The organism is Paraburkholderia phenoliruptrix, assembly GCF_047325075.1.
Lineage (GTDB): Bacteria > Pseudomonadota > Gammaproteobacteria > Burkholderiales > Burkholderiaceae > Paraburkholderia > Paraburkholderia phenoliruptrix.
Genome location: NZ_CP168530.1, coordinates 1,095,688 through 1,121,768, shown reverse-complemented (window position 1 = coordinate 1,121,768; position 26,081 = coordinate 1,095,688). Strand labels below are relative to the sequence as shown.

At 63.4% G+C, this 26,081-nt stretch carries 27 protein-coding genes; 11 read left to right on the top strand and 16 right to left on the bottom strand.

Annotated elements, in window-relative coordinates; translation table 11 throughout:
• Positions 1 to 33: 33 nt before the first annotated feature.
• On the bottom strand, positions 34 to 924 hold the full coding sequence (locus ACEN8U_RS05000; protein ID WP_310108790.1) for an IclR family transcriptional regulator: 891 nt from the start codon (positions 922 to 924) through the stop codon (positions 34 to 36).
• A 277-nt stretch (positions 925 to 1,201) separates the two neighbouring features.
• Here ACEN8U_RS05000 and ACEN8U_RS04995 point away from each other — a divergent pair, with 277 nt between their 5' ends.
• Genes ACEN8U_RS04995 through ACEN8U_RS04965 form a run of 7 tightly spaced genes read left to right on the top strand, consistent with a single transcriptional unit; the run spans position 1,202 to position 8,074 of the window.
• Positions 1,202 to 2,293: an ABC transporter ATP-binding protein gene (locus ACEN8U_RS04995; protein WP_310108479.1), complete on the top strand. Its 1,092-nt coding sequence runs from the start codon at positions 1,202 to 1,204 to the stop codon at positions 2,291 to 2,293.
• Positions 2,286 to 3,200: an ABC transporter permease gene (locus ACEN8U_RS04990; protein ID WP_310108482.1), complete on the top strand. Its 915-nt coding sequence runs from the start codon at positions 2,286 to 2,288 to the stop codon at positions 3,198 to 3,200. Before ACEN8U_RS04995 ends, ACEN8U_RS04990 begins: the two co-directional genes overlap by 8 nt.
• Before the next feature lie 25 nt (positions 3,201 to 3,225).
• Positions 3,226 to 4,020 carry an ABC transporter permease gene (locus ACEN8U_RS04985; RefSeq protein ID WP_310108486.1) on the top strand — a complete coding sequence of 265 codons (795 nt, stop codon included), beginning with the start codon at positions 3,226 to 3,228 and terminating at the stop codon, positions 4,018 to 4,020.
• Between the two features lie 23 nt (positions 4,021 to 4,043).
• The gene (locus tag ACEN8U_RS04980) at positions 4,044 to 4,433 is read left to right on the top strand and encodes a (2Fe-2S)-binding protein (protein WP_310108792.1); all 390 of its coding nucleotides are present in this window, start codon (positions 4,044 to 4,046) and stop codon (positions 4,431 to 4,433) included.
• Positions 4,430 to 5,863, top strand: a complete 1,434-nt coding sequence (locus ACEN8U_RS04975; protein ID WP_310108489.1) for an FAD/NAD(P)-binding oxidoreductase — start codon at positions 4,430 to 4,432, stop codon at positions 5,861 to 5,863. Before ACEN8U_RS04980 ends, ACEN8U_RS04975 begins: the two co-directional genes overlap by 4 nt.
• Positions 5,856 to 6,983 carry an FAD-binding oxidoreductase gene (locus tag ACEN8U_RS04970; protein WP_310108492.1) on the top strand — a complete coding sequence of 376 codons (1,128 nt, stop codon included), beginning with the start codon at positions 5,856 to 5,858 and terminating at the stop codon, positions 6,981 to 6,983. Before ACEN8U_RS04975 ends, ACEN8U_RS04970 begins: the two co-directional genes overlap by 8 nt.
• 44 nt (positions 6,984 to 7,027) lie before the next feature.
• The gene (locus tag ACEN8U_RS04965) at positions 7,028 to 8,074 is read left to right on the top strand and encodes an ABC transporter substrate-binding protein (RefSeq protein WP_310108494.1); all 1,047 of its coding nucleotides are present in this window, start codon (positions 7,028 to 7,030) and stop codon (positions 8,072 to 8,074) included.
• A gap of 87 nt (positions 8,075 to 8,161) precedes the next feature.
• Here ACEN8U_RS04965 and ACEN8U_RS04960 read toward each other — a convergent pair whose 3' ends face one another.
• From ACEN8U_RS04960 to ACEN8U_RS04905, 12 genes are all read right to left on the bottom strand, one after another.
• A complete protein-coding gene (locus ACEN8U_RS04960) occupies positions 8,162 to 8,461 on the bottom strand; it encodes a hypothetical protein (protein ID WP_013590722.1) in 300 nt (99 codons plus the stop codon).
• Positions 8,462 to 8,488: 27 nt separating this feature from the next.
• The gene (gene panE, locus ACEN8U_RS04955; protein ID WP_310108496.1) at positions 8,489 to 9,424 is read right to left on the bottom strand and encodes a 2-dehydropantoate 2-reductase; all 936 of its coding nucleotides are present in this window, start codon (positions 9,422 to 9,424) and stop codon (positions 8,489 to 8,491) included.
• Between the two features lie 140 nt (positions 9,425 to 9,564).
• The gene (locus ACEN8U_RS04950) at positions 9,565 to 10,530 is read right to left on the bottom strand and encodes a nucleoside hydrolase (RefSeq protein WP_310108499.1); all 966 of its coding nucleotides are present in this window, start codon (positions 10,528 to 10,530) and stop codon (positions 9,565 to 9,567) included.
• Positions 10,527 to 10,916, bottom strand: a complete 390-nt coding sequence (locus tag ACEN8U_RS04945; RefSeq protein ID WP_310108501.1) for a cytidine deaminase — start codon at positions 10,914 to 10,916, stop codon at positions 10,527 to 10,529. The genes ACEN8U_RS04950 and ACEN8U_RS04945 overlap by 4 nt, the downstream gene beginning before the upstream one ends.
• A 16-nt stretch (positions 10,917 to 10,932) precedes the next feature.
• Positions 10,933 to 12,210, bottom strand: coding sequence for a NupC/NupG family nucleoside CNT transporter (locus tag ACEN8U_RS04940; RefSeq protein WP_310108503.1), 1,278 nt, complete (start codon positions 12,208 to 12,210; stop codon positions 10,933 to 10,935).
• A 76-nt stretch (positions 12,211 to 12,286) separates the two neighbouring features.
• On the bottom strand, positions 12,287 to 12,493 hold the full coding sequence (locus tag ACEN8U_RS04935) for a hypothetical protein (RefSeq protein WP_013590727.1): 207 nt from the start codon (positions 12,491 to 12,493) through the stop codon (positions 12,287 to 12,289).
• 29 nt (positions 12,494 to 12,522) lie between these two features.
• Complete coding sequence (locus ACEN8U_RS04930) at positions 12,523 to 12,768, bottom strand: hypothetical protein (RefSeq protein WP_013590728.1); 246 nt, start codon at positions 12,766 to 12,768, stop codon at positions 12,523 to 12,525.
• A 127-nt stretch (positions 12,769 to 12,895) separates the two neighbouring features.
• On the bottom strand, positions 12,896 to 13,528 hold the full coding sequence (locus ACEN8U_RS04925) for a response regulator transcription factor (RefSeq protein WP_013590729.1): 633 nt from the start codon (positions 13,526 to 13,528) through the stop codon (positions 12,896 to 12,898).
• Between the two features lie 2 nt (positions 13,529 to 13,530).
• Positions 13,531 to 15,156 (bottom strand): response regulator, encoded by a 1,626-nt coding sequence (locus tag ACEN8U_RS04920; RefSeq protein ID WP_310108505.1) that lies wholly within the window; start codon positions 15,154 to 15,156, stop codon positions 13,531 to 13,533.
• Positions 15,153 to 17,315 carry an ATP-binding protein gene (locus ACEN8U_RS04915; RefSeq protein WP_310108509.1) on the bottom strand — a complete coding sequence of 721 codons (2,163 nt, stop codon included), beginning with the start codon at positions 17,313 to 17,315 and terminating at the stop codon, positions 15,153 to 15,155. Before ACEN8U_RS04915 ends, ACEN8U_RS04920 begins: the two co-directional genes overlap by 4 nt.
• Positions 17,316 to 17,477: 162 nt before the next feature.
• Positions 17,478 to 17,798, bottom strand: coding sequence for a hypothetical protein (locus ACEN8U_RS04910; protein WP_013590732.1), 321 nt, complete (start codon positions 17,796 to 17,798; stop codon positions 17,478 to 17,480).
• Positions 17,799 to 17,972: 174 nt separating this feature from the next.
• Positions 17,973 to 18,866, bottom strand: a complete 894-nt coding sequence (locus tag ACEN8U_RS04905; protein WP_310108511.1) for a hypothetical protein — start codon at positions 18,864 to 18,866, stop codon at positions 17,973 to 17,975.
• A gap of 362 nt (positions 18,867 to 19,228) precedes the next feature.
• On the opposite strand from ACEN8U_RS04905, the gene ACEN8U_RS04900 reads away from it, so the two are divergent.
• On the top strand, positions 19,229 to 20,575 hold the full coding sequence (locus tag ACEN8U_RS04900; RefSeq protein WP_413657401.1) for a class I SAM-dependent methyltransferase: 1,347 nt from the start codon (positions 19,229 to 19,231) through the stop codon (positions 20,573 to 20,575).
• 47 nt (positions 20,576 to 20,622) lie between these two features.
• Here the strand turns inward: ACEN8U_RS04900 and ACEN8U_RS04895 are convergent, their stop codons facing one another.
• Positions 20,623 to 21,138: a universal stress protein gene (locus ACEN8U_RS04895; RefSeq protein WP_310108515.1), complete on the bottom strand. Its 516-nt coding sequence runs from the start codon at positions 21,136 to 21,138 to the stop codon at positions 20,623 to 20,625.
• A 175-nt stretch (positions 21,139 to 21,313) separates the two neighbouring features.
• Positions 21,314 to 21,631 carry a DUF1840 domain-containing protein gene (locus ACEN8U_RS04890; protein WP_310108518.1) on the bottom strand — a complete coding sequence of 106 codons (318 nt, stop codon included), beginning with the start codon at positions 21,629 to 21,631 and terminating at the stop codon, positions 21,314 to 21,316.
• Between the two features lie 341 nt (positions 21,632 to 21,972).
• Between ACEN8U_RS04890 and ACEN8U_RS04885 the strand changes: the two genes are divergently transcribed.
• The 3 genes from ACEN8U_RS04885 to ACEN8U_RS04875 all read left to right on the top strand — a co-directional run bounded on the left by ACEN8U_RS04885 (position 21,973) and on the right by ACEN8U_RS04875 (position 25,427).
• Positions 21,973 to 23,139 (top strand): HPP family protein, encoded by a 1,167-nt coding sequence (locus ACEN8U_RS04885; RefSeq protein ID WP_310108521.1) that lies wholly within the window; start codon positions 21,973 to 21,975, stop codon positions 23,137 to 23,139.
• 69 nt (positions 23,140 to 23,208) lie between these two features.
• Positions 23,209 to 23,625 (top strand): helix-turn-helix domain-containing protein, encoded by a 417-nt coding sequence (locus ACEN8U_RS04880; RefSeq protein WP_310108523.1) that lies wholly within the window; start codon positions 23,209 to 23,211, stop codon positions 23,623 to 23,625.
• Positions 23,626 to 23,627: 2 nt separating this feature from the next.
• Positions 23,628 to 25,427: a chloride channel protein gene (locus ACEN8U_RS04875; RefSeq protein WP_413657398.1), complete on the top strand. Its 1,800-nt coding sequence runs from the start codon at positions 23,628 to 23,630 to the stop codon at positions 25,425 to 25,427.
• A gap of 27 nt (positions 25,428 to 25,454) precedes the next feature.
• On the opposite strand, the gene ACEN8U_RS04870 is transcribed toward ACEN8U_RS04875, so the two are convergent.
• Positions 25,455 to 26,000, bottom strand: coding sequence for a DUF488 domain-containing protein (locus ACEN8U_RS04870; protein ID WP_310108795.1), 546 nt, complete (start codon positions 25,998 to 26,000; stop codon positions 25,455 to 25,457).
• Positions 26,001 to 26,081: the final 81 nt, after the last annotated feature.

The following is a 26,081-nucleotide window of genomic DNA, read 5'->3' as shown; positions in this document are numbered from 1 at the left end:
GACGCCGGCCTCGCCAGTGCTGCGTGCGGCGCTCTATTCCTGCTCCGAACCGGGAATCCGCACGCTCGTCATTGCGCGCGACAGGCCGTGCATGGGCCGGCGCAACGCGACATCGAACGGATTGGTTTGCGGGCCGATCGCCTCGGCCTGACGACGCAGCAATTCCACCACCATCGGCAAGCGGTCGTCGCTCAAACGCGCAGCCAGCGTGCCGACGCTCAATGCGGCCACCGCCACGCCGGTGCGGTCGAGAATCGGCACGGCCACACCGGCCATGCCGTCGAGCACGCCGCTATTGCGGCCCGCGTAACCCAACTGCCGCACGCGTTCTATCTCCGTGCGCAAATACACTTCGTCGAGCACGCCATAGCCGCGAATACGCGGCACATTGAAGCGAATGATCTCTTCCCGCTCGGCCTCGGGCAGGAACGCGAGAATCGCCAGACTCCCCTGCCCCACGCCGAGTGCGACGCGTCCGCCAATATCGCCCGTGAACGAGCGAATCGGAAACGGCCCTTCGCAGATGTCGAGACACACTGCGTCGAAACTGCTTTTGACGAGCAGAAAAATCGTATCGCCGAGGCTCGCGCAAAGTCTCAACAAGGCCGGACGGCATAGCGTGCGCATGCCGCTCGGATTGCCCGCCTGCGCCGCGAGCGCGAAGAAATTCACGCTCAGCCGGTAAAGCTTCGAATTCTCGTCCTGTTCAACAATGCCCTCGGCAATCAGCGCATGCAGGATGCGATGCACCGTGCCCTGCGTCAGGCCGACCGCCTTCGCAAGACGCGTAACGCGGCTGCCGTCGGATTGCGTTTCGGCTAACGCGCGAATCACGGCGAAGGCGCGTTCCAGCATGCCGGTGCCGGGCGCGGCGCCGGCTTCGGCAGTGTCGCTGTCGATATCTCGTTTGGCGGCAGCATTCATCGTTCGGAGTCGCATTTATTCCATTGATCGGAACACTATAAGGGGTTTTGTCCGATGGGTGAATCATGCACGAGATTCAGCGTGCGTGCGACGTTTGCGTCGATGCATAGGGATTGTCCGGAGGACACGGAGCGGAACGATTCTGCATGGCGGGGCGCATGGCATTCCGTTTAATGGAATTTTTTCAAAACTTATACCGGCAACCGGAATTTGCAATTGACGTCTCTTAATTTGGCTAGCTAGAGTCGGCTCCATCGAGGCATACAAAGGCCACACCATGTCGTTCCTCACACTCACAGACGTCGCCAAATCGTTCGGCGAGCTGCAGGCCGTCGCGGACGTCAACCTGTCGGTGGAAAAAGGCGAGTTCGTCTCGCTGCTCGGGCCGTCCGGTTGCGGCAAGACGACCACGCTGCAGATGATCGCCGGCTTCCTCGAAACGACACGCGGGCGCATCACGCTCGACGGCCGCGACATCACACACATGAAGCCGAACAAGCGCGGCCTCGGCGTGGTGTTTCAGAGCTACGCGCTGTTTCCGCATATGAGCGTGGCCGACAACGTCGGTTTCGGGCTCGACATGCGCAACGTCGACAAGGCGGAGCGCAAAGAGCGCGTGCGCGAAGCGCTGTCGCTCGTGCGTCTCGATCAGCTCGCGCATCGATTTCCGCGCGAACTGTCGGGCGGTCAGCGGCAACGCGTCGCGATTGCGCGCGCCATCGTGATCGCGCCGCCGGTGCTGCTGCTCGACGAACCCATGTCGAACCTCGACGCGAAGCTGCGCGAGGACATGCAGTTCGAGCTGCGCGGCATTCAGCGCAAGATCGGCACGACGACCATCATGGTCACGCACGACCAGTCCGAAGCGCTGTCGATCAGCGACCGCGTCGTCGTGATGGGAGCGGGCCGCATCACGCAGATCGACACGCCGTATGAAGCCTACGAGCGGCCCGAGAACCGCTTCGTCTCGCAGTTCATCGGCAAGGCGAACATGCTGCCCGGCACAGTGATCGCGCGCGACGGCGACGCGATCCGCGTCGACCTCGGACACGATCTGTGCGAAACCGGCCGCACCGCGCAACTGCCGACGCGCGAGCGCGTGCCCGGCGTCGGCGACGCCGTCACGTTGTGCATCCGCCCCGAAAAACTGCGCCTGTGCGCGCCGGACGCGGGACGCGTGCCCGCCACCGTGACGAGCCGCTTCTTTCTCGGCAGCCAGTGGTTGTATCGCCTCGACAGCCGGCTCGGCGAAGTGCTCGTGTGTTGCCAGAACGAAGGCAACGAGCCGTTGCCGGAAGGTGCCGCCGTGGGCGTCGACTGGAACAGCGAGGCAATCCGCTTCATTCAACGGGACGCGCATCATGGATAGCACGCTGCCCGCCACGGAAAACGGCAACGCGGATTCGGCAAGCTCGCGGCGCGCGCCATGGCGTGCATTCGTACCGCTCTGGCTGATGTGCCTGCCCGCGTTTCTGCTGTTCGTCGCGCTCGTGCTGGTGCCGCTTCTGATGACTCTGGTGCTGAGCTTCTATCGCTTCGACCCGGCAAGCGGCCCGCTCGCCGCGTTTCAGCTCGGCAATTATGTCGAAGTGCTCGGCTCTTCGTATTTCCACACCATCTTTCTGCGCACCTTCGGCATTGCATTTGTCGTCACGCTGCTGTGCGTCGTCATCGGCACGCCGGAGGCTTACGTACTGTCGCGCATGCGCGATCCCTACCGCTCGATGTTTCTGCTCGTGATTCTCGCGCCGCTGCTCGTGTCCGTCGTGGTCCGCGCGTTCGGCTGGAGCATGCTGCTTAATAGCAATGGTCTCGTGAATCAGGCCTTCGCACTGGTCGGTCTCGGCCCGTACAAGCTCGAGTACACCACCTTCGCGATTGTGATCGCCCTCGTGCACGTCATGCTGCCCTTCATGGTGATTCCCGTCTGGACGGCGTTGCAGAAGCTCGATCCGCAAACGGAAAACGCCGCCCTTTCGTTGATGGCCTCGCCCGCGACGACGCTGCGCCGCATCGTGCTGCCGCAACTCACGCCGGGCATTCTGTCGGGCAGCCTCATGGTATTCGGCCTGTCGGCAAGCGCATTTGCGATTCCCGGCCTGCTCGGCGGACGGCGCCTGAAAGTCGCCGCGACTGCTGTCTACGACGAATTCCTCGGCTCGCTGAACTGGCCGCTCGGCGCGACGATTGCGCTTTTGCTGCTGCTTGCGAATCTGATCGTGATGCTCACCTACTACCGGGTTCTGGAGCGCAGGTACGCCAGAAGTCTGGGTTGATACAACGGCTTCGCGCACACACATCATGAGAAAGAACGGTCCTATTGCGCTGATCTTCCACGCGCTCGTCATTGCGTTCGTGCTCGCGCCGCTCGTGATCGTCGTGCTGGTCGCATTCACGCCCGACGAAACGCTCACGTTGCCGACGCACGGCGTGTCGCTGCGCTGGTTTCGCGCGATCCTCAATTACCCGGATTTCATCGCGGCATTCTTCAACAGCCTCAAGCTTGCGTTTGCATCCGCGACGCTTTCGCTGATCGTCGCGCTGCCCGCCGCACTTGCCATCGGCCGCGCGCGCTTTCCGGGCCGCGCTTTCCTGAACGGCCTGCTGCTCTCGCCGCTCGTGATTCCCGGCCTCGTGCTCGGCATCGCGCTGCTGCGTTTTTTCGCGCTGATCGGCGCCACCGGTTCGTTCGCCTGGCTGATCGTCGCGCACATGATCATCATCACGCCGTTCGTCATGCGGCTCGTGCTGGCCTCGGTCAGCGGCTTGGACCGCAGCGTCGAACATGCGGCGCACTCGCTCGGCGCCGACCCGTGGACCACCTTTCGCCGCATTACCTTGCCGATGATCCTGCCCGGCATCACGGGCGGCTGGCTGCTCGCGTTCATCAACAGCTTCGATGAACTGACGATGTCGATTTTCGTGACCTCGCCGCAAACGGTCACGCTGCCGGTGCGCATGTACATGTACGCAACCGAATCCATCGACCCGATGATGGCCTCCGTGTCCGCGCTCGTGATCTTCATTACAGCGGGCGCGATGCTGTTGCTCGATCGCGTGTACGGACTCAACCGCATTCTGATCGGCCAGCATTGATGTCTTCTTCTGCTCACGCCCTCATGCCGTCGAACTTGCCGTCATCTCAAGCTTCAAAGCCCGCGTGCGAGCCGCAATTCGTGCGCATCGCCGAAACGGGACGCGCGCCGTTGCGCTTTTATATCGACGGCGATGAAGCGTCCGCGCTGCAAGGCGATACCTTGCTGACTGCCGTGCTGATGCAACAGCGCCGCGTGCGCAACAGCGAATTCAGCGGTGCGCCGCGTGCCGGCTTCTGTCTGATCGGCGCGTGCCAGGACTGCTGGATGCGCACCGAAGACGGCCAGCGCATCCGTGCGTGTTCGACGCTCGTCACGGAAGGCATGCGTGTGCTCACGCAGAGCCGCGCCGCGCGTGCCGACGCTGCTGTTGCCGGCGTGGCGGGCCTCGCCGCTCAGGGAGACGCGCCATGAGCGACGCTCGCCGCATCGTCATTGTCGGCGCAGGACCGGCCGGCGTGCGCGCCGCCGAAACGCTCGTCGCCGCGGGCCTGCGCCCCATCGTGATCGACGAAAACGCGCGCTGGGGCGGCCAGATTTACCGCCAGCCGCCCCCGAACTGCGGTTTTCAGCGCTCGAAAAAAGCGCTGTACGGCTTCGAGGCGCGCAAGGCCGACGCGTTGCACACGACGATGGCAGCGCTGCTGCCGCACATCGACTATCGCCCGGACACGCTCGCGTGGGCCTGCGAAGCGGGTCGCCTCGATACCCTTGCCGGCGGGCGTGAAGCCGGCGTGCCGTTTTCGCGTCTGATCATTGCAAGCGGCGCGACCGACCGCGTTTTGCCGCTGCCCGGCTGGACCCTGCCCGGTGTCTACACACTGGGCGCCGCGCAGGTCGCGTTAAAGGCGCAAGGCTGCGCAATCGGCAATCGCGTGGTACTCGCCGGGACCGGGCCGCTGCTGTATCTCGTCGCCTATCAATATGCGAAAGCCGGCGCACACGTCGCCGCCGTGCTGGACACGAGCCCTTTCTCGCAGCAGGTCGCCGCCGCGCCGAAACTCGCACGCATTCCGTCGACGTTTGCAAAAGGCCTCTACTATGTCGGCTGGCTGAAGGCGCATGACATACGCATCGAGCACGGCGTGAAGCTCGTGGCCATTCACGGCGCGGAAAACGTCCGGTCCATCGAGTGGCGTGCATCCGATACTGATTCGGTATCCGAAACAATGGCATGCGACGCTGTCGGAATCAGCTTCGGCCTGAAACCCGAAACGCAGCTCGCGGATCTCGCGGGTTGCCGCTTCCGCTTCGACGCGCTCAACCGTTGCTGGCTGCCCGAACTGGACGCCGGCGGGCGCAGCTCCGTGCGCGGCATCTACCTGGCCGGCGACGGCGCCGGCATTGCAGGCGCAGACGCCGCGGAGCTCGCCGGGCGTCGCACCGCGCTGGCCTTGCTCGACGACCTCGGCCTCCGACATCCGCTCGGGCCCGGCATGCCTGATGCAGCGTCGCTGGAGCGCGGTCTGCAACGCATCGCGGTGTTTCGCGCGGGCATCGAGAGCGCTTTCGCGCCGCCCGCCCACTGCGCCGCCCAATGGCCCGATCAGATGACCGTGTGCCGCTGCGAAGAAATCGACGCGGGCGAACTGCGGCGCTGCATCCGCGCCGGCGAAGCGAACGAGATCAATCGCCTGAAGGCGCTCACTCGCGTGGGCATGGGACGCTGCCAGGGCCGCATGTGCGGCGAAGCGGCCTTGCATCTGCTCGCCGAGGAAACCGGGCGTCCGCTCGAAGCCGTGGGCCGCCTGCGCAGCCAGCCGCCGGTCAAGCCGATTCCGCTCTCGCCCGCGCTGTATGCGGACGATGTCGCCGAGATTCCCGAGGAGGCGCGCGATGAGTAACACCGTGCACTACGACGTGGCGATTGCGGGCGGCGGGCTCGTCGGATCGTCGGCGGCATTGGCGCTTGCCAAGCGCGGCTTGCGCGTGGGTCTTTTCGAGCGGCGTTTTTGCGGCGCGCAGGCGAGCGGCGTGAACTACGGCGGCGTGCGCTGTCAGGGCCGCCCGGTCGAGCAGATGCCGCTTGCCCTACGCGCGCGGCGCATCTGGGACCGCTTACCCGAGCTCATCGGCATCGACGGCGAATTCACCGTGTCCGGACATTTGCGCCTTGCACGCAGCGACGGCGATCTCGCCGCGCTTCAGCAATGGGCCGACATGGCGCGCGAATACGGCCTGCACGCGCAACTGGTTCATGGCGAGCCGTTTCGCCGGCGCTACCCGTGGCTCGGCACGGCCGCTATCGGCGGCTCGCTGTGTGCCAGCGACGGTCATGCGAATCCGCGGCTCGTCTCGCCCGCGTTTGCGCGCGCCGCGCGTGCCGCGGGCGCTCACGTGCACGAGCAAACCGAACTCAGCGACATTCATCACGACGGCAAGCGCTTTCAGATGCGCGCCGGCGGCACGCAAATCAGCGCGGACTGGCTCATCAATTCCGCCGGCGCGTGGGCGAACACGGTGGCCGGTTACTTCGGCGAACGCGCGCCGATGAAGCCGATCTACCCGAACATGTGGGTGACCGAGCCGCTGCCGCTTTTCATCACGCACAACCTGGGCGTGTATGGCGGCGGCATCTATGCACGGCAAGTGGCGCGCGGCAATTGCGTGATCGGCGGCGGACGCGGAAGCGGCGACGGCGAGTACGGGCGGCCGTCGACGGAAACCACGCGGGCCGTGATGCGCGACGCGTGCGCGCTGCTGCCCGCGCTGCGTGAGGCGTTGCTGATCCGCACGTGGAGCGGCGTCGAGGGCGAGACGCCCGACAGCAATCCGATCATCGGGCCGAGCCGCGCCGTGCCGCGGCTTCTCCATGCATTCGGTTTTTCGGGCGGGGGCTTTCTGCTCGCGCCCGGTGTCGGCGAAGTGCTCGCCGATCTCGTCATCGACGGCGCCACGGCCACGCCTCTCGACGCTTTTTCGATTGGCCGCTTTGCGCAGGTCGCTGCGTCATCCGTCGCTTAAAAACACACCTCAAAACCCACACTCACGAAGACAGGAGATCATCGATGAAACTGTTCAAGACGATCGCGGCACTCGCCGCCATGTGTGCCTTCGGCGCCGCCGCGCCGGCCTGGTCGCAGACCAGGACGATTTACATCGGCATGAACGGCGGCCCGATGGAGAAGGCGTACACGAGCCAGGTGCTACCCGAGTTCGAGAAAGCGAACAACGTAAAAGTGGTGGTGGTGCCGGGTACGTCGTCGGATATTCTCGCGAAGCTGCTCGCGAACAAGGCGAGCCCGCAGATTCACGTGGTGTTTCTCGACGACGGCGTGATGGCGCGCGCGGTCAGCATGGGCGTGTGCAAGAAGCTCGACGACTCGCCGGTGCTCAAGGAGCTCTACCCGTTCGCACGCATGAAGGACGACATGGGCGCGGGCGTGCAACTCGGCATGACCGGCATTGCATACAACAAGAAGCTGTTCGCCGAGAAAGGCTGGGCGCCGCCCACTTCGTGGATGGACTTCGCCGATCCCAAGTACAAGGGCAAGGTGGTGTTCCAATCGGCGTCGAGCAGCACGTTCGGCCTGCACGGCTTTCTCGCCATCAACCGTTTGATGGGCGGCAGCGAGCAGAACGTGGAGCCCGGCTTCACGAAGTGGGCGAGCACGGTGGGCCCGAACGTCGTCGAATACGTGCCGAATTCGGCGAAGATTTCTGAAATGGTGCAGACCGGCGAAGCAGGGCTCTTTCCGTTGACGCCCACTGCCGTTGGCGATCTGGCCGACAAGGGCATTCCGGTCGGCTATGTGAACCCGAAGGAAGGTCCGGTGCTGCTGCTCGTCGACCTGTGCGTGGTCAACAACAACCCCGATCCGCAGCTTGCGCAAAAGCTCGCGCAATTCCTGCTGTCGGCTCCCGCGCAAACCAAAGCCGCCGAGGCCGGCAAGCAGATTCCGACCAACCGTCTCGCGAAGATGACGCCCGCCATGCAGCAAAGCCTCGGTAACGTGGAAGACCTCGTGCACAAAGTCACGGTGGTGGATTGGGACACGATCAACGCACACCGCGCGCAGTGGGACACGCGCTGGAATCGTCAGATCGAGCGCTGAACGCAGGCTGTCGGGCTGGATGAAGCGCGCGCCTTGTTGCACCCTGTTGCAGTCAGGCGCGCGTTTTTTCGCTTGTTTTGCGGCGACTCAGAAGATTACCGAAACCGCCACGGCGAGCCAGATCGCCGATACGCCCGCGAGAAAGAGATGCCGCGCAATGCGTATCCTCGCGTCGCTGGTTTCAGGCTCGACGGGCGTCGTAGCCATCCACGGCACGAGCCCGAGGCAGCCGAAGCCGATCAGCGCGAGGATGAACACCACGACATCCGCTGCGCGCCAGCCGGTCGGCTCATACATTCCCCAGTAGCCGAGAAACGCAATACCGATCGAAAAGATGGTGGCCGACGCCGCGCTCAGCGCGGGGACCGATCCGATGGGAGCCGGCATGTTGACCTCCGGTCAAGGACTTACCACTCACGACGTACGCGTTTGCCTCGCTTCATAGGTCTTCAGATGGCTATACGCGATACGCAGCAACGACAAAGCCTCCTCGGTCTGCTGCGCCTCGCCGCCGCGCGCGATCAGATCGCCGAGAATATGATCCGCCTCGGTATGCGAGTGGTTTTCCACGTCGCGCAACATGGAAGCGGTGAGCTGCGAGGGCGTAAACAGCATTTGCGTGGCGCGCGCATCGAAGTCCGGCGCCATGGTGAAACCGTTATGCTGCGCCACCGCGCGGGCCTCGCCGAGCAGCGTTTCGATGACGTGCCTGCCGTCCGGCGCGGAAAGAATATCGCCGATGGAGCCGCGCATCAAACAGGTGCTCGCCGCGAGCGTGGCGAGAAACACCCACTTTTCCCACATGCGCAACAGGATGTTGTCGCTGACCAACACGTCGAAATTCGCATCGGCCATGGCGTCGGCAATAGACTGCGCGCGCTCCGAGACGCCGCCCGCCAGTTCGCCTAGCGTGAGCGCGTGCGTGTCGTTCCGATGCACGATCTGCTGATCGGCGTTGAGCGTGGCCGCAATGACACATTGCCCGCCGAGCACGCGCGCTTCGCCGAACTTCTGCGTCAGCACGTCGATATGGCGCATGCCGTTGAGCATCGGCAGGATCAGTGTCGATTCGCCCACGAGCGGCGCGAACGAATCGATGGCGTCGTCCAGACTGTAGGCCTTGCAGCTCAGCAGCACGACGTCGAAGGGTTCGGCGCTCACGCCTGCCAGAATCGTTTTCACGTCATGCAACGTGAGATCGCCGCGCGAACTTCTGATCACGAGGCCATCGCGCTGAAGTCTTTCCGCCCGGCCGGCTCGCACGAGAAAAGTCACGTCCTGTCCTGCCGCTGCGAGCCGTCCGCCGAAGTAGCCGCCCACGGCGCCCGCCCCTACAACCAGAATTCGCATCTTTGGCCTCTCGAGTGAATGTCGTCGCTCGAAGCAATGTAGCAAAGATTGGCGCAATGCATCGGACAAGCACGCAGGCGCCGCGCGGCTCAGGCATCACGTGCACGTAGCAGGCGACTCGCCGCCCCGCTCTCAGCCGCTCACGGCTTCGCGCAGAGCGTTTGCTCGTACAGCGCGAGCATGCCGGGCACGTCCGCGCCCACACACACCTTGCACGCGGGGCGCCCGTCCCACGCGGGCGCGGGCACCGGCATGGTGGAGGGCTTCTGTAGGGTCTGACCGACGGCGATGCCCTCCGTCAACACCCGCACAGGGCCGCTGCGTGTGGTGTACAGATGCGGCGCGAGCACATAGGCCACCGCCGACGAGTCGTGCACGTAAATACCCTTGAGCTGCGCGCTTTCCTGATGGAACGCCTCGTAATGGCGCGACACGTCCCAGACAAACTGCCCGGCTCGGCCGCCGCGATCGCGAATCGACGCAAGATAGTCCCGGCTCATGATGGTGCGCTGCGTAACGTCCAGACCGACGATAACGACGGGCCAGGCCGCGCCGAACACGATGTCCGCGGCGTCGGGGTCGCCGAGAACGTTGGCTTCGGCCGCGGGCGTGACGTTGCCGAGCACGCCGTCGGTGCCGAACGCGCCGCCCATGACCACCACCTGCTTCACGAGCGGCGCGATCTGCGGATCGTCGGCGAGCGCGAGGGCGAGATTCGTCAGCGGGCCGACGGCCAGCAATGAGACCTCGCCAGGATGCGCGCGCACCGTGTCGATGATGAATCGGTGCGCGGGCCGCGCATCCAGCGGTGCGGCAGGTGAATCGCCGAGCGTGATGTTGCCGAGTCCGTTGTCGCCGTGAATCCACGCGAGCGGCTCAGGCGCGGCGCGCCTGAGCGGCGCGACGGCCCCGCGCGCGACCGGTACGCCGGGCGCGAAGCGGCCCGCGAGAAAGCGCGCGTTATGCGTGGTCGTTTCGATCGTCGCGTTGCCGAATACACTTGTGAGCCCGAGCAATTCGATGTCCGGATGCAGCGCCTGGAACACGAGGGCCATCGCGTCGTCCACACCGGGGTCGGTGTCGTAGATCAGCTTGTGTTTGCTCATAAATAGAACGCGTCCGGCAATTGTTCACGCGCGGTCGTGTCGCGCGTCGCGCCCTTCAGGTTGCCGAGACGAATCGGCAATTCTGGCCCGCCCAGTTCGATAATCACCTGACGGCACGCGCCGCACGGCGCAATGGGACCATCGGTATCGCCGATCACTGCGAGCGCGGCAAACTGGTCGCGCTGATAGCCCGCAGCGATCGCGCTGAAAAACGCGGTACGTTCAGCGCAATTGCACAAACCGTACGACGCGTTCTCCACATTGCAGCCGTCGAATACCCGGCCGTCATGAGTCAGCAAGGCCGCGCCGACCTTGAATTTCGAATACGGCGCATAGGCTTTTTCTCGCGCCACGCCCGCGCGCGCCAACAGTTGTTCCATGTTCATGCAGGACATCCTCGAATCAATTGAGCGTAATGAACATGCCCGCGATGGTCGCGCTCATCAGGTTGGAGAGCGTTGCCGCGAGCACCACACGCAAGCCGTAGCGCGCGACTTCGGCGCGGCGTTCCGGCGCGACGGCGCTAAAGCCGCCAGTCAGCACCGCGATCGACGCAAAGTTCGCAAAGCCGCATAACGCAAACGACAGGATAGCAAGCGTGCGCGGATCGAGCGTCTGCAGACCGGCCGCAGTCACGCTCGCCGCATCCTTCAGATACGGCGACAAAGATGCATACGCAACGAATTCGTTGAGGATGATTTTCTGCCCAAGAAAATTGCCGGCAATCGCGGCCTCGCTCCAGGGCACGCCGATCAGCCACGCGAGCGGTGCGAACACCATGCCGAGGATGGATTGCATGGACAGATCCGGGCGCCCGAACCAGCCGCCGATGCCGCCCACGAGTCCGTTGAGCAACGCAATCAGGCCGACGAATGCGATCAGCATGGCGCCCACCATCACCGCGATTTTCAGGCCGACGGTGGCGCCCGAGCTCGCGGCTTCGATCACGTTCGCGGGACGCTTTTCGTCGAAGTTGAGGTTCTCGAGATGGACGCGGCTTGCTTCCGTGGACGGATGAATGATCTTGGCGAACAGCAAGCCGCCGGGCACGGCCATGAACGACGCCGCGAGCAGGTATTCGATTCGTACGCCGAGTCCCGCATAACCCGCGAGTACGGAGCCGGCGACGGCCGCCATGCCGCTCGACATCACCGCGAAGAGTTCGGCGCCCGTCATGTCGCGTGTGAAGGGTTTGACGACCGCGGGCATTTCGCTTTGACCAAGAAAGATGGTCGTGACGGCCGAAAACGATTCGAGCTTCGACACGCCGAGCAGCTTCTGGAACACCGTGCCGAGCACGATCACGATCCAGCGCATGACGCCCAGGTAGTACAGCACCGAAATCAGCGCGGTCACGAAGATGATGGCCGGCAGCACGCGCACCGCAAACACGAAGCCGCCGTTGCCGAACACCTGGAACATCCTCGCCTGCACGAGGCCGCCGAACAGGAACTCGATGCCCGCATTGCCGTAGCCGAGCACGCTGTTCACGCCGGCCGCCGCGGCCGCGAGAATCGTCTTGCCGAGCGGCACGAACAGAATGAATGCGCCGATACAGATCTGCGCGAGCAGCGCGCTACTTACAGTTCGTAAGCGAATGGCGCGCCGATTGGTCGAAAAGATAAAAGCGATCAGGAGCAGTACGGCAATGCCGAGTACGTTGCGAGCGATAAGTGCCATGTCTCGCGTTCTTCATATGAATGTGGCACTGATGCTAAACGAAACTGCTGTGCGAGAGAAATGTTTGAGGGGCGAATCAGTGTGATTTGGAAAAAAACACCACAGCGCCTTCCTGCGGTGTAAGGCCGAGGCTGAAGTACCCTTCGAGCCGCTCGGCGTCGGCGTCTTTCAGTTCGAACGGCGCGCGAATGAAACCGGACACGACCGCATGGTCGTACCACACGCTCATCCACATGCGCAGTGCCAGGACTTCCGGCGACACCAAACCCCATTCGTGGGTCATGATTCTGTCTCCGTCACGCAACTCGCCGCTTACGCGGCCATCATGGTTACCTTCATGGCCGGCCGCTCGACAGGCGGAAACACGTGCCAGAAGCCGTCGTCGTGTCGAAAGAAAAACAGTGTGAGCACGCCGGTCTCGCGCTGTGCCTCGACACACACACAGCGCCTGATGCCTCGGCGCGGGGACGGCTGTAACTGAATACGGACCGAGGCTGCGCCGCTCGCATCCAGCCACTTCTCGATGAGTTCGCGCAATGATCGCTCTGACGCTGCCATAGGTCCTCCGCCGGTTCCCATAATGCATCGTAGGATGGTGTTGGCAGCGCCTCCATCGGCGGCGGCGGAATGTCAGTTCAGGAATGTCTGTTTTGCCACTCAGATTTTCCTGACGCGCCAAAATTACCTATTCGGCGACGAGTCCGTGCCGGATGGCATAGCGAATCAGGTCCGCATTGTTGGCGAGTCCGAGCTTCTGCATGAGCCGCATTTTGTGCGTGCTGATCGTTTTGGCGCTGAGTGCGAAGGCGTCGGCGATTTCATTCAGGCTCTTGCCGAGCGCGAGCATTTGCAGCACCTGAAACTCGCGGTCAGACAGGATTTCATGCGGCGGGGCATCACCCGAATAGGTTTCGAACACGATGCCTTCCACGAGCTTCGGGTCGATGAAGCGCCCGCCTTCCGCCAGCTTGCGAATCGCCGCAAGCAGCACGTCGGGGTTGCTGTCCTTCGTGACATAACCGGTTGCGCCCGCACGCAGCGCGCGCGAGACAACCTGCGCCTCGTTATGGATGCTCAGCACGAGCACCGGCAGCGACGGGCGCTCTGCCCGCACGCGCCGGATCAGGTCCACACCGCTGATGCCTGGCATCGTCATGTCGAGCAACAGCAGATCGACCTGGCAGCTACGCAGCTTTTCGATGACTTCGGAACCTTGGGCTGCTTCGCCGGCCACCACGATATCCGGAGTGGTTTCGATTATCTGCTTGAGACCTCCGCGCACCAGCGGGTGATCGTCGGCAATCAAAAGGTTGATCATGTTTAAAGCCCATCCTGAAGCGGTATATGAATCGAAACCGAAGTGCCGGTGCCCGGCGCGCTGTCGATCAGCAAGGACCCGCCGATCAGACGCGCCCGCTCGCTCATGCCGAGCAGTCCGTATGAATAGTCTCTGCGCGCCGCCTCCTGGTCGAAGCCGCAGCCGTCGTCGCTGACATGCAGATCCAGGGCAGTCGGCGTGCTCGTGAGCGTGACGTCCGCGCGCGTCGCGCACGCGTGACGTGCAACATTGGTGAGCGATGCCTGCACGATGCGAAACATCGCCGTGGCGTGCGCATCGGAGAGCACCGGCTCGTTGCCGTTGAGCCGGAACTGGCAGGCAAGCCCGCTGCGCCGCCCGAAATCGTCGACGAGCCATTCGAGCGCCGACACGATACCGTAATTGAGCGCGGCCGGCCGCAAATGACTCGCCACATTGCGCACCATCCAGATGGTTCTCTCGACCAGCTCGCGCATGTCGTCGGCCCGCTTTGCCACTTCCTGATCGCCGGGAAGCCGCATTTTGAGCAGCGAGACGTCCATCTTGAGCGCCGTCAGCAGCTGGCCCAGTTCGTCGTGAACTTCCATCGCGATGCGCTTTCGCTCTTCTTCGCGAATGGCTTCCATATACGCGGACAATTCGCGCAGTTGCTCACGCGACTCCACCAGTTCCTGCTCGATGCGCTTGCGCTCGGTAATGTCGTTCAAGCCGACGAAGATGGCGGGCGCGTCGTCGTAAGTCGCGACGCGCGCGGTCGCGATCGCCCAGAACACCGTGCCGTCCGGCCGCCTGAACCTGAGCTCGGTGTTGCGGAAACTGCCCTCGTGTCGCAGCTGTTCGACAAGCCGGTCGCGATCCGCCAGGTCTGCATACAGCTCGGCGATGTTGGCGACGTGCGTGGTCACATAGTCGACGCCAAACAGCTCGCGCAATGGCTTGTTGGTGTACAGAATGTGCCCTTCCGGCATCGACGTGATGCACAGCGGCACAGGACTCGTCTCGGCGATGGTGCGAAAGCGGAACTCGCTGGCGAGGAGCCGCGCTTCAGCGCGTCTGCGTTCCTCTATCTGCGATTGCAGCGTCGCGTTGGCCCGCGCGAGTTCGTCGGTGCGCTGCGCGACGCTCGCTTCGAGGCCGTCGCGCACGCGCGACAACGCAGCCTCCGCCTGCTGACGGACCAGCACTTCCTCCTGCAACTGGCGGTTCTGCGCCATCAGCTTCTGGTGCATGCCGCGCAGCGCAAGGTGCGTGCTGATGCGCGCCATCATTTCGTCTACGTGGACGGGCTTCGTGAGGTAATCGACTCCGCCCGCCGAGAAACCTTCCACCATGTCCTCGCTGCCCGTCAGCGAGGTCATGAAGATCACGGCGATGTTGCGGGTGCGTTCGTCCGACTTCAGGCGCCGGCAGGTTTCGAAACCGTCGATGCCCGGCATGCGCACGTCGAGCAGAATCAGATCGGGCTGCGAGAATTGCGCGCGCTGGATCGCCTCCGGGCCGTCGAGCGCGACCAGCACCCTGAAGCCGCGCGCCACCAGGCTCTCGACAACAATGGCGAGATTCGCGGGGTTGTCGTCCGCGATCAGTACGGTGGGCGACTCGTCGTCGGGCAGGGACATCTCGTTCATCGTACCGCCCTGGCTTCGAGCTGCTCCTCGACGAGATGCAGCAGCGCCTTCGACTGATAGCCCTTCGCGAGAGCAAGAATCCGCGTGGTGAACGCCTGGTAATGCGGGTTGTGTGTCGCGACGCGCTCGGCCCACAACGCGATTTCCTGCATGTCGCCAAGACGCGCGAGCAGATGCAATTGCTGCAGCTCCTTGTCCGGCACGACGACGAACGGCTCGGCGGAGGCTTCCAATGCGACTCGCGGATCGTCCGCCGGCGCGTAGATCCATTCGAGGTCGAGCAAACGCGCGATCTGCGCGAGCAGTTCGTCGAAGTCGACCGGCTTCGAGAGAAACGCATTGGCGCCGGCCTTCAGACTGCGCTCTTCGTCGGCGCCCGACGGGCTCGCGGAAGTGGCAATCACCGGCACCTCGGCGAAGCCCTGAACCTGGCGCAGTCTGCGCGTCGCCTCGAGTCCGTCCATATCCGCCATCACGATGTCGGTCACGATCAGCGCCGGGCGCTCGCTCAAGGTTTTGGCGAGGCCCTGGCGGCCGCCGGTTGCCTCGACAATCTCGAAGCCGAGCCGGCTGAGAAACTCGACCATCACCGCGCGGTTCATCGGGACGTCGTCGATCACGAGCACCTTGCGGCGCGCCCCTTTGTAGCCCGTCGCGATGCGCGCACCGGAGGCCGCGGCGGGCGCGGAGAGCGGCGCCCCCGGCGCTGCCTCGAGCTCGAACCAGAATGCGCTGCCGCGGCCAGGCAGGCTCTGCACGTGGATCTCGCTGCCCATCGCGCGCAAAAACTGCTGACTGATCGTGAGGCCGAGCCCGGTTCCGCCGGTGCCGCGTTCCGTATGCATGATCTGTTCGAAAGGCTCGAAGATAGTCTGCAGTTTATCCGGATCCATGCCGATGCCGGTATCGCGCACCTCGAAACAAACCCTGCCCATTGCGCTCATTTCGATGAGCAGGCTCACGCTGCCCTGATCGGTAAAGTTGAACGCATTCACGAGCAGATTCAAGAGCACCTGACGCAAGCGCCGTTCGTCGGCGCGCACGGCCTCCGGCACGTCGGGCGCCACACGCCAGATGAAATCGACGTGTTTCTGCGCCACCTTCACTTCAATGATCTCGCGGATGGCGTCGAGCGTGCCCGCGAGCGGCACATCGGCCATCTCGATGCGCAAACGGCCCGCTTCGACGCGCGCGAAATCGAGTGCATCGCCGATCAGTGCGAGCAAATGTTCGCCACTGCGTTGAATCACGCCGACGCCTTCGCGATGCTGCGCGCTCAGGCTCGTGTCGCGCCGCAAGATCTGCGCATAACCGAGAATCGCATTCAGCGGCGTGCGCAATTCGTGGCTCATGTTCGCCAGAAATTCGCCTTTCGCGCGGTTTGCCGCCTCCGCGGAACGGCGTGCCTCGCGCTCCACCGCCGCGTCGCGTTCGTCGAGATACCCGCGATGCAGCCGCGCGGCCATCGAGTTAAAGGCGCTCACCACGCGCTCGAGTTCGTCGGGCTCACGGGGCGCGCGCCGGTTCAGCTTCAGGGGTTGGGCGGGCTTGCGAAAGTCGTACTCTTCGACGGTATGCGCGAGCACCATAAGATGACGCGTCACGAGCCGCGTCAGAATGTAGAAGATAAAAAGAGAAACCAGGAAGATATTCGCGGCCTGCGTGACGAGAATGGTCAGCGCCGTGTGGGTGAGATCGTCGTAGAGATCCCTTAACGTCGCCTGCACGTAGAGCGTGCCGATGCGTTGCTCCTTGCCGAGCACGCGATACACGAGCGGGTACTCCCGTGTGATGGCCGGGCCGCTTGCCGGCCGGCCGGCGGACACGATCAACGGTGCAGTACCGCTTCCCGCCTGGCGCACCTGCGCCGTTCCGATGTCCGGGAGGCGCACAATGCCGCCGAGTTCGAGCCGCAGTTGCGCGTCGTCGAGCCGCCACAGCGCCTCGCTGAGGCTGTCGCGATAGCTTTTGTCGATGTCCGAGAGGCGGTTCTCGATCAGCGCGATGCCTGCGCTGTAGTCGCGCTCGATCTGCAGCGCGGTCAACAACAAGGTGAGCACGCAACTAAACAGAATCGTGATCGCGAGAAGCCTGAGCACGACACTGTGCCGCAACCGCCTGAGCGGATACCGCCACTCCCCCATGAGGTTGACAGCCATATTGCCCCGCAAGCATGGTGATGTCAGTTCGTGTTGCGCTCGTGCGGCGATTGCAGTTTTTCAGCGCCTGCGTCGAAGAGCCGCTTTTTTTGCCAGTTATTGCCCGTTATGACGCCATGCGAGAGCGTTGCCCGTTTCCGTGCCCAATCTGCTGCATTCGATTCACGACGACAGCCGGATTCCCCTCACCGCCGGGGGCTCGTGGACGACGCGAAGCAGCAGGTCGTCTACGCAATCCGCGAGCTCCCGCAGCATGGCCGCGGCGTCGCCATCCAGTTCCGTGTAATGCGATTTGCGCAATTCCCGCAGTGTTTCGCCAACCCGCCTGATCGCCTTCGGTCCGCTGTCAACGAGCGGCCAGCAATGCATCAGGTACCCGAGCGGCGTAATGCAGCGCCGTTCGCACCAGATATCGAATAGCCGGAAGCAGATCGAATTGATATGCTCCACTTCGTTTTCGCGCTGCGACAGATACGGAATCATTTCTGCTCGTCCGGTTGGGCCATTTTGACCCGCCCATCATAGAACGAAGGCCGGCGTACAACAGTCAGGCGGCGCGGAGAATCCGCCAAGGGTATCCCGATTCACGAGTAAGGAAATCCTGACCCCGGCTCGCGCCCCGTGCGCACCGCTTTTCTGCCTCGCGCAAAGCACCCGTTAGCGGCTGCGCGGCGCGGCCGGCCACTCCATCCAGTACTCGGCCGGAATCTTCCTATCCGCTGCGGAAAGATACCGGTTGTCCAGTTCGATCACCCTCCGCTCGCGCAAATCGGCTTGCGCCAGCGCGTTCTGAATGTACGGATGCGAATTGAAGAGGCGCATATAGGAGCCGTTTTTATAAGCCCCCGCGAATCCCCGCTCGATGGTCGACGCCAACGCGGGATCGCGGCGGCCGACATAAAAAAGGAAATCCGACCGGTATTTCAACAGCAAACGTTTTTCCACCGTCAATTCCGGGCCGCTCTCGCCGCGCGCTTCCATTTCGGGAAAGGCCTCGATCAGGCCCCTGGGGTAATAATCTATCCGCCCGGCACGTGTCATCGCGAGCAGCGTGTCCGTGCTGGACGTTTCGACCTTCAGACCAGCGTCGCGCAGAATGTCCGTATCCACCCAGCCGAGCCCCTGGCCCGCCGTCAAACGCTGCAGGTCGGCAAGGTTCTGCACGCGGTCGAACTCGGCCTGCCGGTCCTTCCGTATGACGAAGAGGCGATAGCCGATCAGCCCGCGATTCACCGGAATATGCACCACATTCAGGCCATGTTCCGCGCGGCTGTCCATGCTGGTCCATAAAAGATTGATGGATGAGCCGTCCGCCAGTTCGGCGAGCGCGCGGCCGCGCTCCATCGCAACGTCGGCCTCCCGAATCCTATACGTCGCGTTGGCCGTCTTCATGGCCAGGTCCAGCACCGCAAGAGCAAAGGCGGCATGCACCTCGCCGCCGGTGCGGATGCGCGGATGCACGATCTCGAAGTCGGCTGTCGACATGGGGCGCGGGCGGCCGGGCATGCCGGCCATGCCCAACGCCGCGAGTACAAAGGTCCTGCGCTGCATGATGTGTCGACGTCTAATGGAATGCGCCGGACGTCCGCGTCGGCGCCCGGCATGTGTAAGCATCGTGTCACTGTAGTGAAAGCTTTGCAATGAGGGAAAGACTGGCTGAAGAGCAGGCTCTCGTTGCGAGTGCAACGTCGTTCGTCGCGCTCCCCGGCCTGTTCACGACAATGGAAAACCCTGAGAAGCATGAGGCTTGCGCCGTCGGTAAAGATCCGGATAGCTAAGTGTTATCGCCGCGTCTACTGATTTAACTGCGGATTGAACTGCGCGGCAGGCCGATCATGGTCGCCGGCCGATAGGCTTTCGCGGCATGAATGATGCTTGGCCAACACACCGACGCTTTTGAAGGAGTCGACGCCATGACGCTCTGGAGCCTTTTGCGTTCGCCCGCGGAACAACAGATCGCCGGCATGCCGGTGCCCTGCTCTGTGTCGCTGCCCGACGGCCAGCGCATCGGCGCGCCAGAGCCGCGTCTGTCGTTCGAAATCCGCGATATGCGGGCATTGCTGCATCTGCGGCAAGGTGCGATTGGCCGGCTGGCGGAAGACTATGTGGAAGGCCGGCTCGAAATCGAAGGCGATCTGCATGACCTCATGGCCGCGGCGCCCGCTTTGCTGCGCGGCGATCCTACACACGAAACGCACGGATGGCTGCTCGAGCGCGTGAGCCGCACGCGCCGCGCGATCTGGGAGCGCACGCATCACAGCCGCGCGAAGGACGCCGCGCAAATCCAGCATCATTACGATATCTCCGACGATTTCTACGCCCTCTGGCTAGACCCGTTGCGCGTGTACTCGTGCGCCTATTTTTCGTCGCCGGACATGGCGCTTGCTGAAGCGCAGCAGGCCAAGCTCGATCACATCTGCAGGAAACTGATGCTCCGTTCCGGCGAACGCTTTCTCGACGTGGGTGCCGGTTGGGGCGCGCTGCTGCTGTGGGCTGCCGAACACTACGGCGTGGCCGCCACGGGCATCACGCTGTCGAAGAACCAGCACGCTTACGTCAACCGGCTGATCGAGGAAAAGGGACTGCAAGGGCGTGTAAAAATGCTGCTGCAGGATTATCGCGATGTGGATGAGTCGGCGCCGTTCGACAAGATCGCTTCGGTGGGCATGTGCGAGCACGTCGGCCGTCCCAATCTGCCCGCCTATTTTGCCAAGATGCGGCGACTGCTGAGACCCGGCGGTCTCATGATGAACCATAGCATCACGGCCGGCGGCGTCGAAAACGGCGAAGTGGGCGGCGGCATGGGCGAGTTCATCGACAGGTACATCTTTCCGGGCGGCCAGCTCGTCCATGTGAGCGTCATGATGGACGCCATGACGCGCGGCAATCTCGAACCGGTGGACGCGGAGTGCCTGCGGCCGCATTACGCGCGCACGCTATGGCATTGGGCCGATGCGCTCGAGGCGCATCTCGACGAGGCGCGCCGCATTCTCGGCAACGACGCGGAAAAAGTCATTCGCGCTTACCGGCTGTATCTTGCCGGGTCGGCCATGGGATTCGAGCACGGCTGGACGTCGCTGTTCCAGATCGTCGCTTCGCGTCCCGCAGAGTCCGTGACAACGGACGACGGCGCAACCGGCCACATGCCATGGGCTCGCAGCGACTATCCGTACAATCGCACGTACATGTATGCCCGCAACGCGGCGATCGATCAGGTCAACGAAATTGAACACGCCAACGGCGGCCAGGACATCTGCTGAACGGTGCGGCTTGCTTCTATCTTTGCTGCGCGGCACCGCCGCGCGTGTCACGAATGCTCGACTCGGGGCGCTGCTGCACCGGATTCCGCGTGCCCGGCGTTTTCCGCCTCCGGCTCGCGGGATTCGACTTCCGGCCCCATCGTAACGAGCACGCTGCAACTCACGCGGTCGAGCAGCAGCCCATCGGTCCGGCCTCCCCACCATCGCGCGAGCCTGCCGGCTTTGTGGTGTCCCACCACGATCAGATCGACGTTGAGCTCTTTGGCGAAGTGAGGAATCTGATCCAGCGGATCGCCTATTGCAAAGTGGCCTGTCGCGTGAATGCCCTTCGCGGCCAGCTTCTTCAGACCTTCGTCGAGCACGCTTTTGACCGAGTCGCTGATCAGGTTCGCCGGTATGGCGGAAGTGATATCCGCGCCCTGCACCCACGTGGAATTGTTGATCACGGAAAGCACGTGGACTTGCGCCGCGAGATCGCGCGCGAGCCGGGCGCCGTCTGCCAGCGCGTGCTGCCCCTCGCGGGTTCCGTCGTAACAGAGAAGAATGCGGTTGAAGGCCGACATGTCGTCCCCCCTATCTCGATGCGCGGCAATGCGCCGAATGCAATCGGCGCATGCAGGAAGACAGATCCCAGCCCGCACAATTCAGTATATGTCGCTGATCGAAGCCGTGCCGCTCTTCACCCGAGCAGACAGCACAGCCGGTTGGCCTTGCACCAGGCCAACCGTCAACAACCGCCTACAGTCCCCAGATGATGTCCGCGCCGCGCTTGCGGGCTTCGCGCAACATGTCCAGAAACGGCCACGCGCGCTGCGACAGACCATTGCTCGGCTCCCGCCGGTTACCCGGCGAACGATGCAGCGCTTCCAGCGCGACTTCCGCGCTGGCGTCTTCCGTGATTGCCGACTCCAGCCGGTCGATCGCGGCCGGCAGTTCGTCGTGCATGATCACGCCCCGCTCGCTCAGACGCTTACCGATCAGGCCCAATAGATATTGAGCGAGGTCCCGAAGCATCACAACGTCCGGTGATGCAGTGGATTGAAAAGTGATCAGCATGATGGCTCCTTTTTTATGCACCGCGTCGCGCCACGTGGTCAGACACGGGCCATGGCGCGCCCGCACAGGCGGTAAGCCTGTTTCTGAATATTTATATCACGTTGTGATTTAAATGGCAGGTGCAATCTACCCGAAGCCTGCGCCGCGCAACGCGCGTAAGCCCTGCCCATGGGATCGGAGTCTGCTCCTCGACGGCCCACCGCTCTCCACGTGCCGGCCGTTTATATCATATTGAAATATAATTATGACCAGACGGTATTCGCGCTCACCGGGGTTTCCCTAGTATCGTCGCACTCCAGCACAATCGGCTCACTCCCTTTTTTCGCAGTTTTTCCCGCACTTTGTCCCGCACTCTCGTCCTGCGCTGGTTCTCCAGCTTTATTCCCGCCCCCGTTACAGTGCAATTGCAGGAGCGCGCGCGTTCATGTCTGGGCGCGCTGCTCGGCATCGCATTTACCGGTGGCTCGATGTATCTGCTGTTGGGGCCCGGCACGAACATTCCGCTGCTGGTTGCACCCATGGGCGCTTCCGCGGTGTTGCTGTTCGCGGTACCGGCAAGTCCGCTCGCGCAGCCTTGGTCGATCATCGGCGGAAATCTGGTTTCGGCGACGATCGGCGTGACGTGCGCGAACGTGATTGCCGACCCGACACTGGCGGCCGCAATGGCGGTCGCGCTGGCGATCTGCGGCATGTTCGCGCTTCGCTGCGTGCACCCGCCGTCGGGCGCGGTGGCCCTGACCGCGGTGCTCGGCGGGCCCGCCATTCATGCTCTCGGCTATCGGTTCGTGCTCGAACCGATCTTCATACAGTCGGCTGCGCTGCTTGCCGCCGCGATCGCCTATCACGCGGCGACCGGCCACCGCTATCCGCATTCGGCCCGCGCGGCGCGCGGCGCGGCGGCCAGCGCCGCCGGCGCGGACTCTCGCGCCGGCTTCACACGCGCCGATCTCGAAGCGGTGCTCAAGCGCCGCAGCGAAATGCTCGACATCGATCCGGACGACCTCGAATCCCTGCTGCGCGAGACGCAGCTTCATGCCTTCTCGCGCAGCTTCAACGAGTTGACCTGCGAAGACATCATGTCGCGTCAAGTCGTATCGGTGTCGGCCAGCACGCGTGCGGTCGCAGCGTGGGCACTGCTCAAACGCAACAAGGTCAAAGCGCTGCCGGTGATCGACGAGGAACGCACTTTGGTGGGTATCGTGACGCGTGCCGACCTTGTCGATAAACGAATCTTCGGCCAGTTCGCGCCGTTCATCGCCTATTTCGACGGCTGGCTGCGCGGCGACGCGCTGCGTGCGCCAAACGTGGGCAATGTGATGACGACCGACGTCTGCACGGTCAAGGCAAACGCGCCGATCACCGACCTCGTACCCATGTTCGCAAACTACGGCCACCACCATATTCCTGTACTCGATTTCACCGGACATGTAGTCGGCATGATTACGCAGGTGGACCTGATCTCCGGACTGTATCGGCAGACCGTGGTGAAGGCGCAGCACGCGGCTTGAGGGATCGAATTCTGCCGATTACGTCATTTTATGATATAATTATCGTTTATCCACGCTGGCGGACGAACAATGAAAGAACGGGCTCGCGGGCTGCGCAAAGCCGACTTTGAGCAACTGTCGGAGTTCCGCTATCAGATGCGGCGCTTCGAGCGCTTCTCGGAGCAGGCCGCGCAGAGCGAAGGCATCACGCCGCTGCAATATCTGCTGCTCCTGCATATCAAGGGATATCCGGAGCGCGACTGGGCGACCATCGGCGAACTGGCGGAGCGGCTGCAGGCCCAGCATCACGGCGTGGTCGCGCTCGTATCGCGCTGCGAGGCGCTCAATCTCGTGCGCCGCCAGACTAGCGAAACGGACCGCCGTCAGGTTGAAGTGCACATTGAAAAAGCCGGCGAGCGTGTGCTCGCAAGACTGGCGGAGCTGCATCGCGCCGAGTTGAAATCGCTGAAAGGCGCATTCCAGGTTCCTCAGATCGACCTCGACTAACTATGACCATGGACTCCCACAAGCGGGATTTTTCCGCGAACGCACGGCTGCCGGGCATTTTCGCGCTGGCGGCATGCATCGGCGCGGTGAGTACGCTGGCAGCGTTCGTGCTGCTGAATCTGATTCATCTGTTCACGAACCTGTTCTTCTTCGGCACGCTGTCGTTCGTCGAACATTCGCCGGCGCATAACAACGTGGGCTTGTGGGTGATTGGCGTGCCCGTGGTGGGCGGGCTTATCGTCGGATTGATGGCCCGCTTCGGTTCGGAAAAAATTCGCGGCCATGGCATTCCCGAGGCGATCGAAGCGATCCTGTTCGGCAAGAGCAAAATGTCGTCGAAAGTGGCTGTCCTCAAGCCGCTGTCGTCCGGCATCGTGATCGGCAGCGGCGGACCGTTCGGCGCGGAAGGCCCGATCATCATGACCGGGGGCGCACTCGGCTCCCTGATCGCGCAATGCGTGAAGGTCACGTCGGCGGAACGCAAGACGCTACTGGTCGCGGGCGCCGCGGCAGGCATGACGGCCGTATTCGGCACACCGCTCGCGGCGGTACTGCTCGCGGTGGAATTGCTGCTGTTCGAATGGCGGCCCCGCAGCTTCCTGCCGGTGGCGGTGGCCTGCGCCGTGGCCGGTTTTGCGCGCGCGGCATTTTTCGGCGCTGGTCCGCTGTTTCCGCTCGAAACCGCCGCACCCGATGGCTGGTCGCTGTTTTCCTGCCTGATTGCAGGGCTTTTATCCGGTGCGCTCGCGTCAGGACTGTCCGCCTCGCTCTACAAGACCGAAGATCTGTTCGGCAAATTGCCCGTCCACTGGATGTGGTGGCCCGCTCTCGGCGGCATCGTAGTAGGCATCGGCGGATGGCTCGAGCCGCGCGCCCTCGGCGTGGGCTATGACGTGATCGGCGATCTGCTGCATCAGCACATCGCGCTGCAGATTGCTATCGCGCTGCTCGCGGTGAAGGCCGTCATGTGGGTCGTCGCGCTCGGGTCCGGCACGTCAGGCGGCGTGCTCGCGCCGCTGCTCATGCTCGGCGCGGGACTCGGGACCGTCCTGTCGCACTGGCTGCCGGGCAATCAACCTGCGTTGTGGCCGCTGGTGTGCATGGCCGCGACCCTCGGTGCCACGCTTGGCGCGCCGCTTACCGCAATCGTGTTCGCATTCGGTCTCACGCACGACGCCAACGCCCTGCTGCCGCTCCTCACCGCGACGCTGGTTGCGCACGGCTTTGCCACGGTGACCATGCGCCGCTCGATCATGACGGAGAAAATCGCCCGACGCGGCTATCACATCTATCGCGAATACGGCGTAGATCCGCTGGAACGCCATCATGTGGATGAGGTGATGACCGCCTCGGTCGATTCGATCGACGCGGACATGACGGTCGGCGCGGTGCTGGACAATTTCTTTGGCACGAAGCAAACCCGGCGTGCATATCCTGTCGTGCGTGACGGCGCGGTGGTCGGCGTGGCCGATCGTGCGTTGCTCGAACAGTTCCGCGATGCAGACCCCGAACTGCGGATTGCCATGAGCGTCGCGAACGTGTTCGGTCAGCGCTCGCTTGCATTTGCTTTGCCATCCGAAACATGTCGCCTGGTTGCGACAAGACTCGCGGTACACGGCCTTGAGCGGCTGCCTGTAGTCGCAGACGCGAAGTCCCTGCGCCTCATTGGCATCGTCTCGCGCAGTGACCTCGTCAAGCCGTCGCTCAGCCATTTCGAAGAAGAACACAAGAGAGAGCGGTTCCGCCGTCTCGCACCGGCGCGCAGCAAACGCCGCTTCGCTCCGGTCGGAAAGGCAGGCTAGGCCCGGCCCGCCGCTATCCGATCCGCTTCAGGGCGAAGCGGATTCGGCCGGATAGACCAACCGCCCGTCCGGCTGCGCCTGTGCTGCCGGCGTGACGGTTGCGGGGTCAACGTGATGCGGGCCCATGATGTGACATACCGTTTCGCCGCGCATCAACAGGTAGTCGGTAATGATGCGCCGGTGACAACGCCACCACACGGCTTCCGAGCACATGATCGCGCAGCGACAGCGGTGGCCCAGCTCACGCAGCTCCGCAAGCCCCTTTTGAAAGGCCGCCGTCATGGCGTAATCGGCATAATTGCGAAACGCCGGATGCGTCCAGTAGCCGTTCACCGACGGCCCTTCGTCTTTGCGGCGGCTACGCCGCCCGCCCAGCTCCGCGAGGTGCACATAGTCGATATGCGCGGGGGCCAGCGAATGCGGCAACGTATCGCGATTAAATTGAGGATTGGTCCGCGAGCGAGGAATGCTGCGCACGTCGACCAATAATTCGACCTCCGAATCTTTCAGCAGATCGATCAATTCGGGAAGCGTACGCGTGGAATGCCCGATCGTGAAAAATGGCCGCGCCATGGTGACCTCGTCGACTGCGGGATATGCATCGGATTGTATCGCCAGCGAGGCATGACCGACCACCCGACTCGACCGCCCGAC

Bases quoted from the DNA above. Each gene is read 5' to 3' on its own strand.
- ACEN8U_RS05000 (WP_310108790.1), bottom strand. From the start codon at position 924: ATGAATGCTGCCGCCAAACGAGATATCGACAGCGACACTGCCGAAGCC.
- ACEN8U_RS04995 (WP_310108479.1), top strand. From the start codon at position 1,202: ATGTCGTTCCTCACACTCACAGACGTCGCCAAATCGTTCGGCGAGCTG.
- ACEN8U_RS04990 (WP_310108482.1), top strand. From the start codon at position 2,286: ATGGATAGCACGCTGCCCGCCACGGAAAACGGCAACGCGGATTCGGCA.
- ACEN8U_RS04985 (WP_310108486.1), top strand. From the start codon at position 3,226: ATGAGAAAGAACGGTCCTATTGCGCTGATCTTCCACGCGCTCGTCATT.
- ACEN8U_RS04980 (WP_310108792.1), top strand. From the start codon at position 4,044: ATGCCGTCGAACTTGCCGTCATCTCAAGCTTCAAAGCCCGCGTGCGAG.
- ACEN8U_RS04975 (WP_310108489.1), top strand. From the start codon at position 4,430: ATGAGCGACGCTCGCCGCATCGTCATTGTCGGCGCAGGACCGGCCGGC.
- ACEN8U_RS04970 (WP_310108492.1), top strand. From the start codon at position 5,856: ATGAGTAACACCGTGCACTACGACGTGGCGATTGCGGGCGGCGGGCTC.
- ACEN8U_RS04965 (WP_310108494.1), top strand. From the start codon at position 7,028: ATGAAACTGTTCAAGACGATCGCGGCACTCGCCGCCATGTGTGCCTTC.
- ACEN8U_RS04960 (WP_013590722.1), bottom strand. From the start codon at position 8,461: ATGCCGGCTCCCATCGGATCGGTCCCCGCGCTGAGCGCGGCGTCGGCC.
- panE (WP_310108496.1), bottom strand. From the start codon at position 9,424: ATGCGAATTCTGGTTGTAGGGGCGGGCGCCGTGGGCGGCTACTTCGGC.
- ACEN8U_RS04950 (WP_310108499.1), bottom strand. From the start codon at position 10,530: ATGAGCAAACACAAGCTGATCTACGACACCGACCCCGGTGTGGACGAC.
- ACEN8U_RS04945 (WP_310108501.1), bottom strand. From the start codon at position 10,916: ATGAACATGGAACAACTGTTGGCGCGCGCGGGCGTGGCGCGAGAAAAA.
- ACEN8U_RS04940 (WP_310108503.1), bottom strand. From the start codon at position 12,210: ATGGCACTTATCGCTCGCAACGTACTCGGCATTGCCGTACTGCTCCTG.
- ACEN8U_RS04935 (WP_013590727.1), bottom strand. From the start codon at position 12,493: ATGACCCACGAATGGGGTTTGGTGTCGCCGGAAGTCCTGGCACTGCGC.
- ACEN8U_RS04930 (WP_013590728.1), bottom strand. From the start codon at position 12,768: ATGGCAGCGTCAGAGCGATCATTGCGCGAACTCATCGAGAAGTGGCTG.
- ACEN8U_RS04925 (WP_013590729.1), bottom strand. From the start codon at position 13,528: ATGATCAACCTTTTGATTGCCGACGATCACCCGCTGGTGCGCGGAGGT.
- ACEN8U_RS04920 (WP_310108505.1), bottom strand. From the start codon at position 15,156: ATGAACGAGATGTCCCTGCCCGACGACGAGTCGCCCACCGTACTGATC.
- ACEN8U_RS04915 (WP_310108509.1), bottom strand. From the start codon at position 17,315: ATGGCTGTCAACCTCATGGGGGAGTGGCGGTATCCGCTCAGGCGGTTG.
- ACEN8U_RS04910 (WP_013590732.1), bottom strand. From the start codon at position 17,798: ATGATTCCGTATCTGTCGCAGCGCGAAAACGAAGTGGAGCATATCAAT.
- ACEN8U_RS04905 (WP_310108511.1), bottom strand. From the start codon at position 18,866: ATGCAGCGCAGGACCTTTGTACTCGCGGCGTTGGGCATGGCCGGCATG.
- ACEN8U_RS04900 (WP_413657401.1), top strand. From the start codon at position 19,229: ATGACGCTCTGGAGCCTTTTGCGTTCGCCCGCGGAACAACAGATCGCC.
- ACEN8U_RS04895 (WP_310108515.1), bottom strand. From the start codon at position 21,138: ATGTCGGCCTTCAACCGCATTCTTCTCTGTTACGACGGAACCCGCGAG.
- ACEN8U_RS04890 (WP_310108518.1), bottom strand. From the start codon at position 21,631: ATGCTGATCACTTTTCAATCCACTGCATCACCGGACGTTGTGATGCTT.
- ACEN8U_RS04880 (WP_310108523.1), top strand. From the start codon at position 23,209: ATGAAAGAACGGGCTCGCGGGCTGCGCAAAGCCGACTTTGAGCAACTG.
- ACEN8U_RS04875 (WP_413657398.1), top strand. From the start codon at position 23,628: ATGACCATGGACTCCCACAAGCGGGATTTTTCCGCGAACGCACGGCTG.
- ACEN8U_RS04870 (WP_310108795.1), bottom strand. From the start codon at position 26,000: ATGGCGCGGCCATTTTTCACGATCGGGCATTCCACGCGTACGCTTCCC.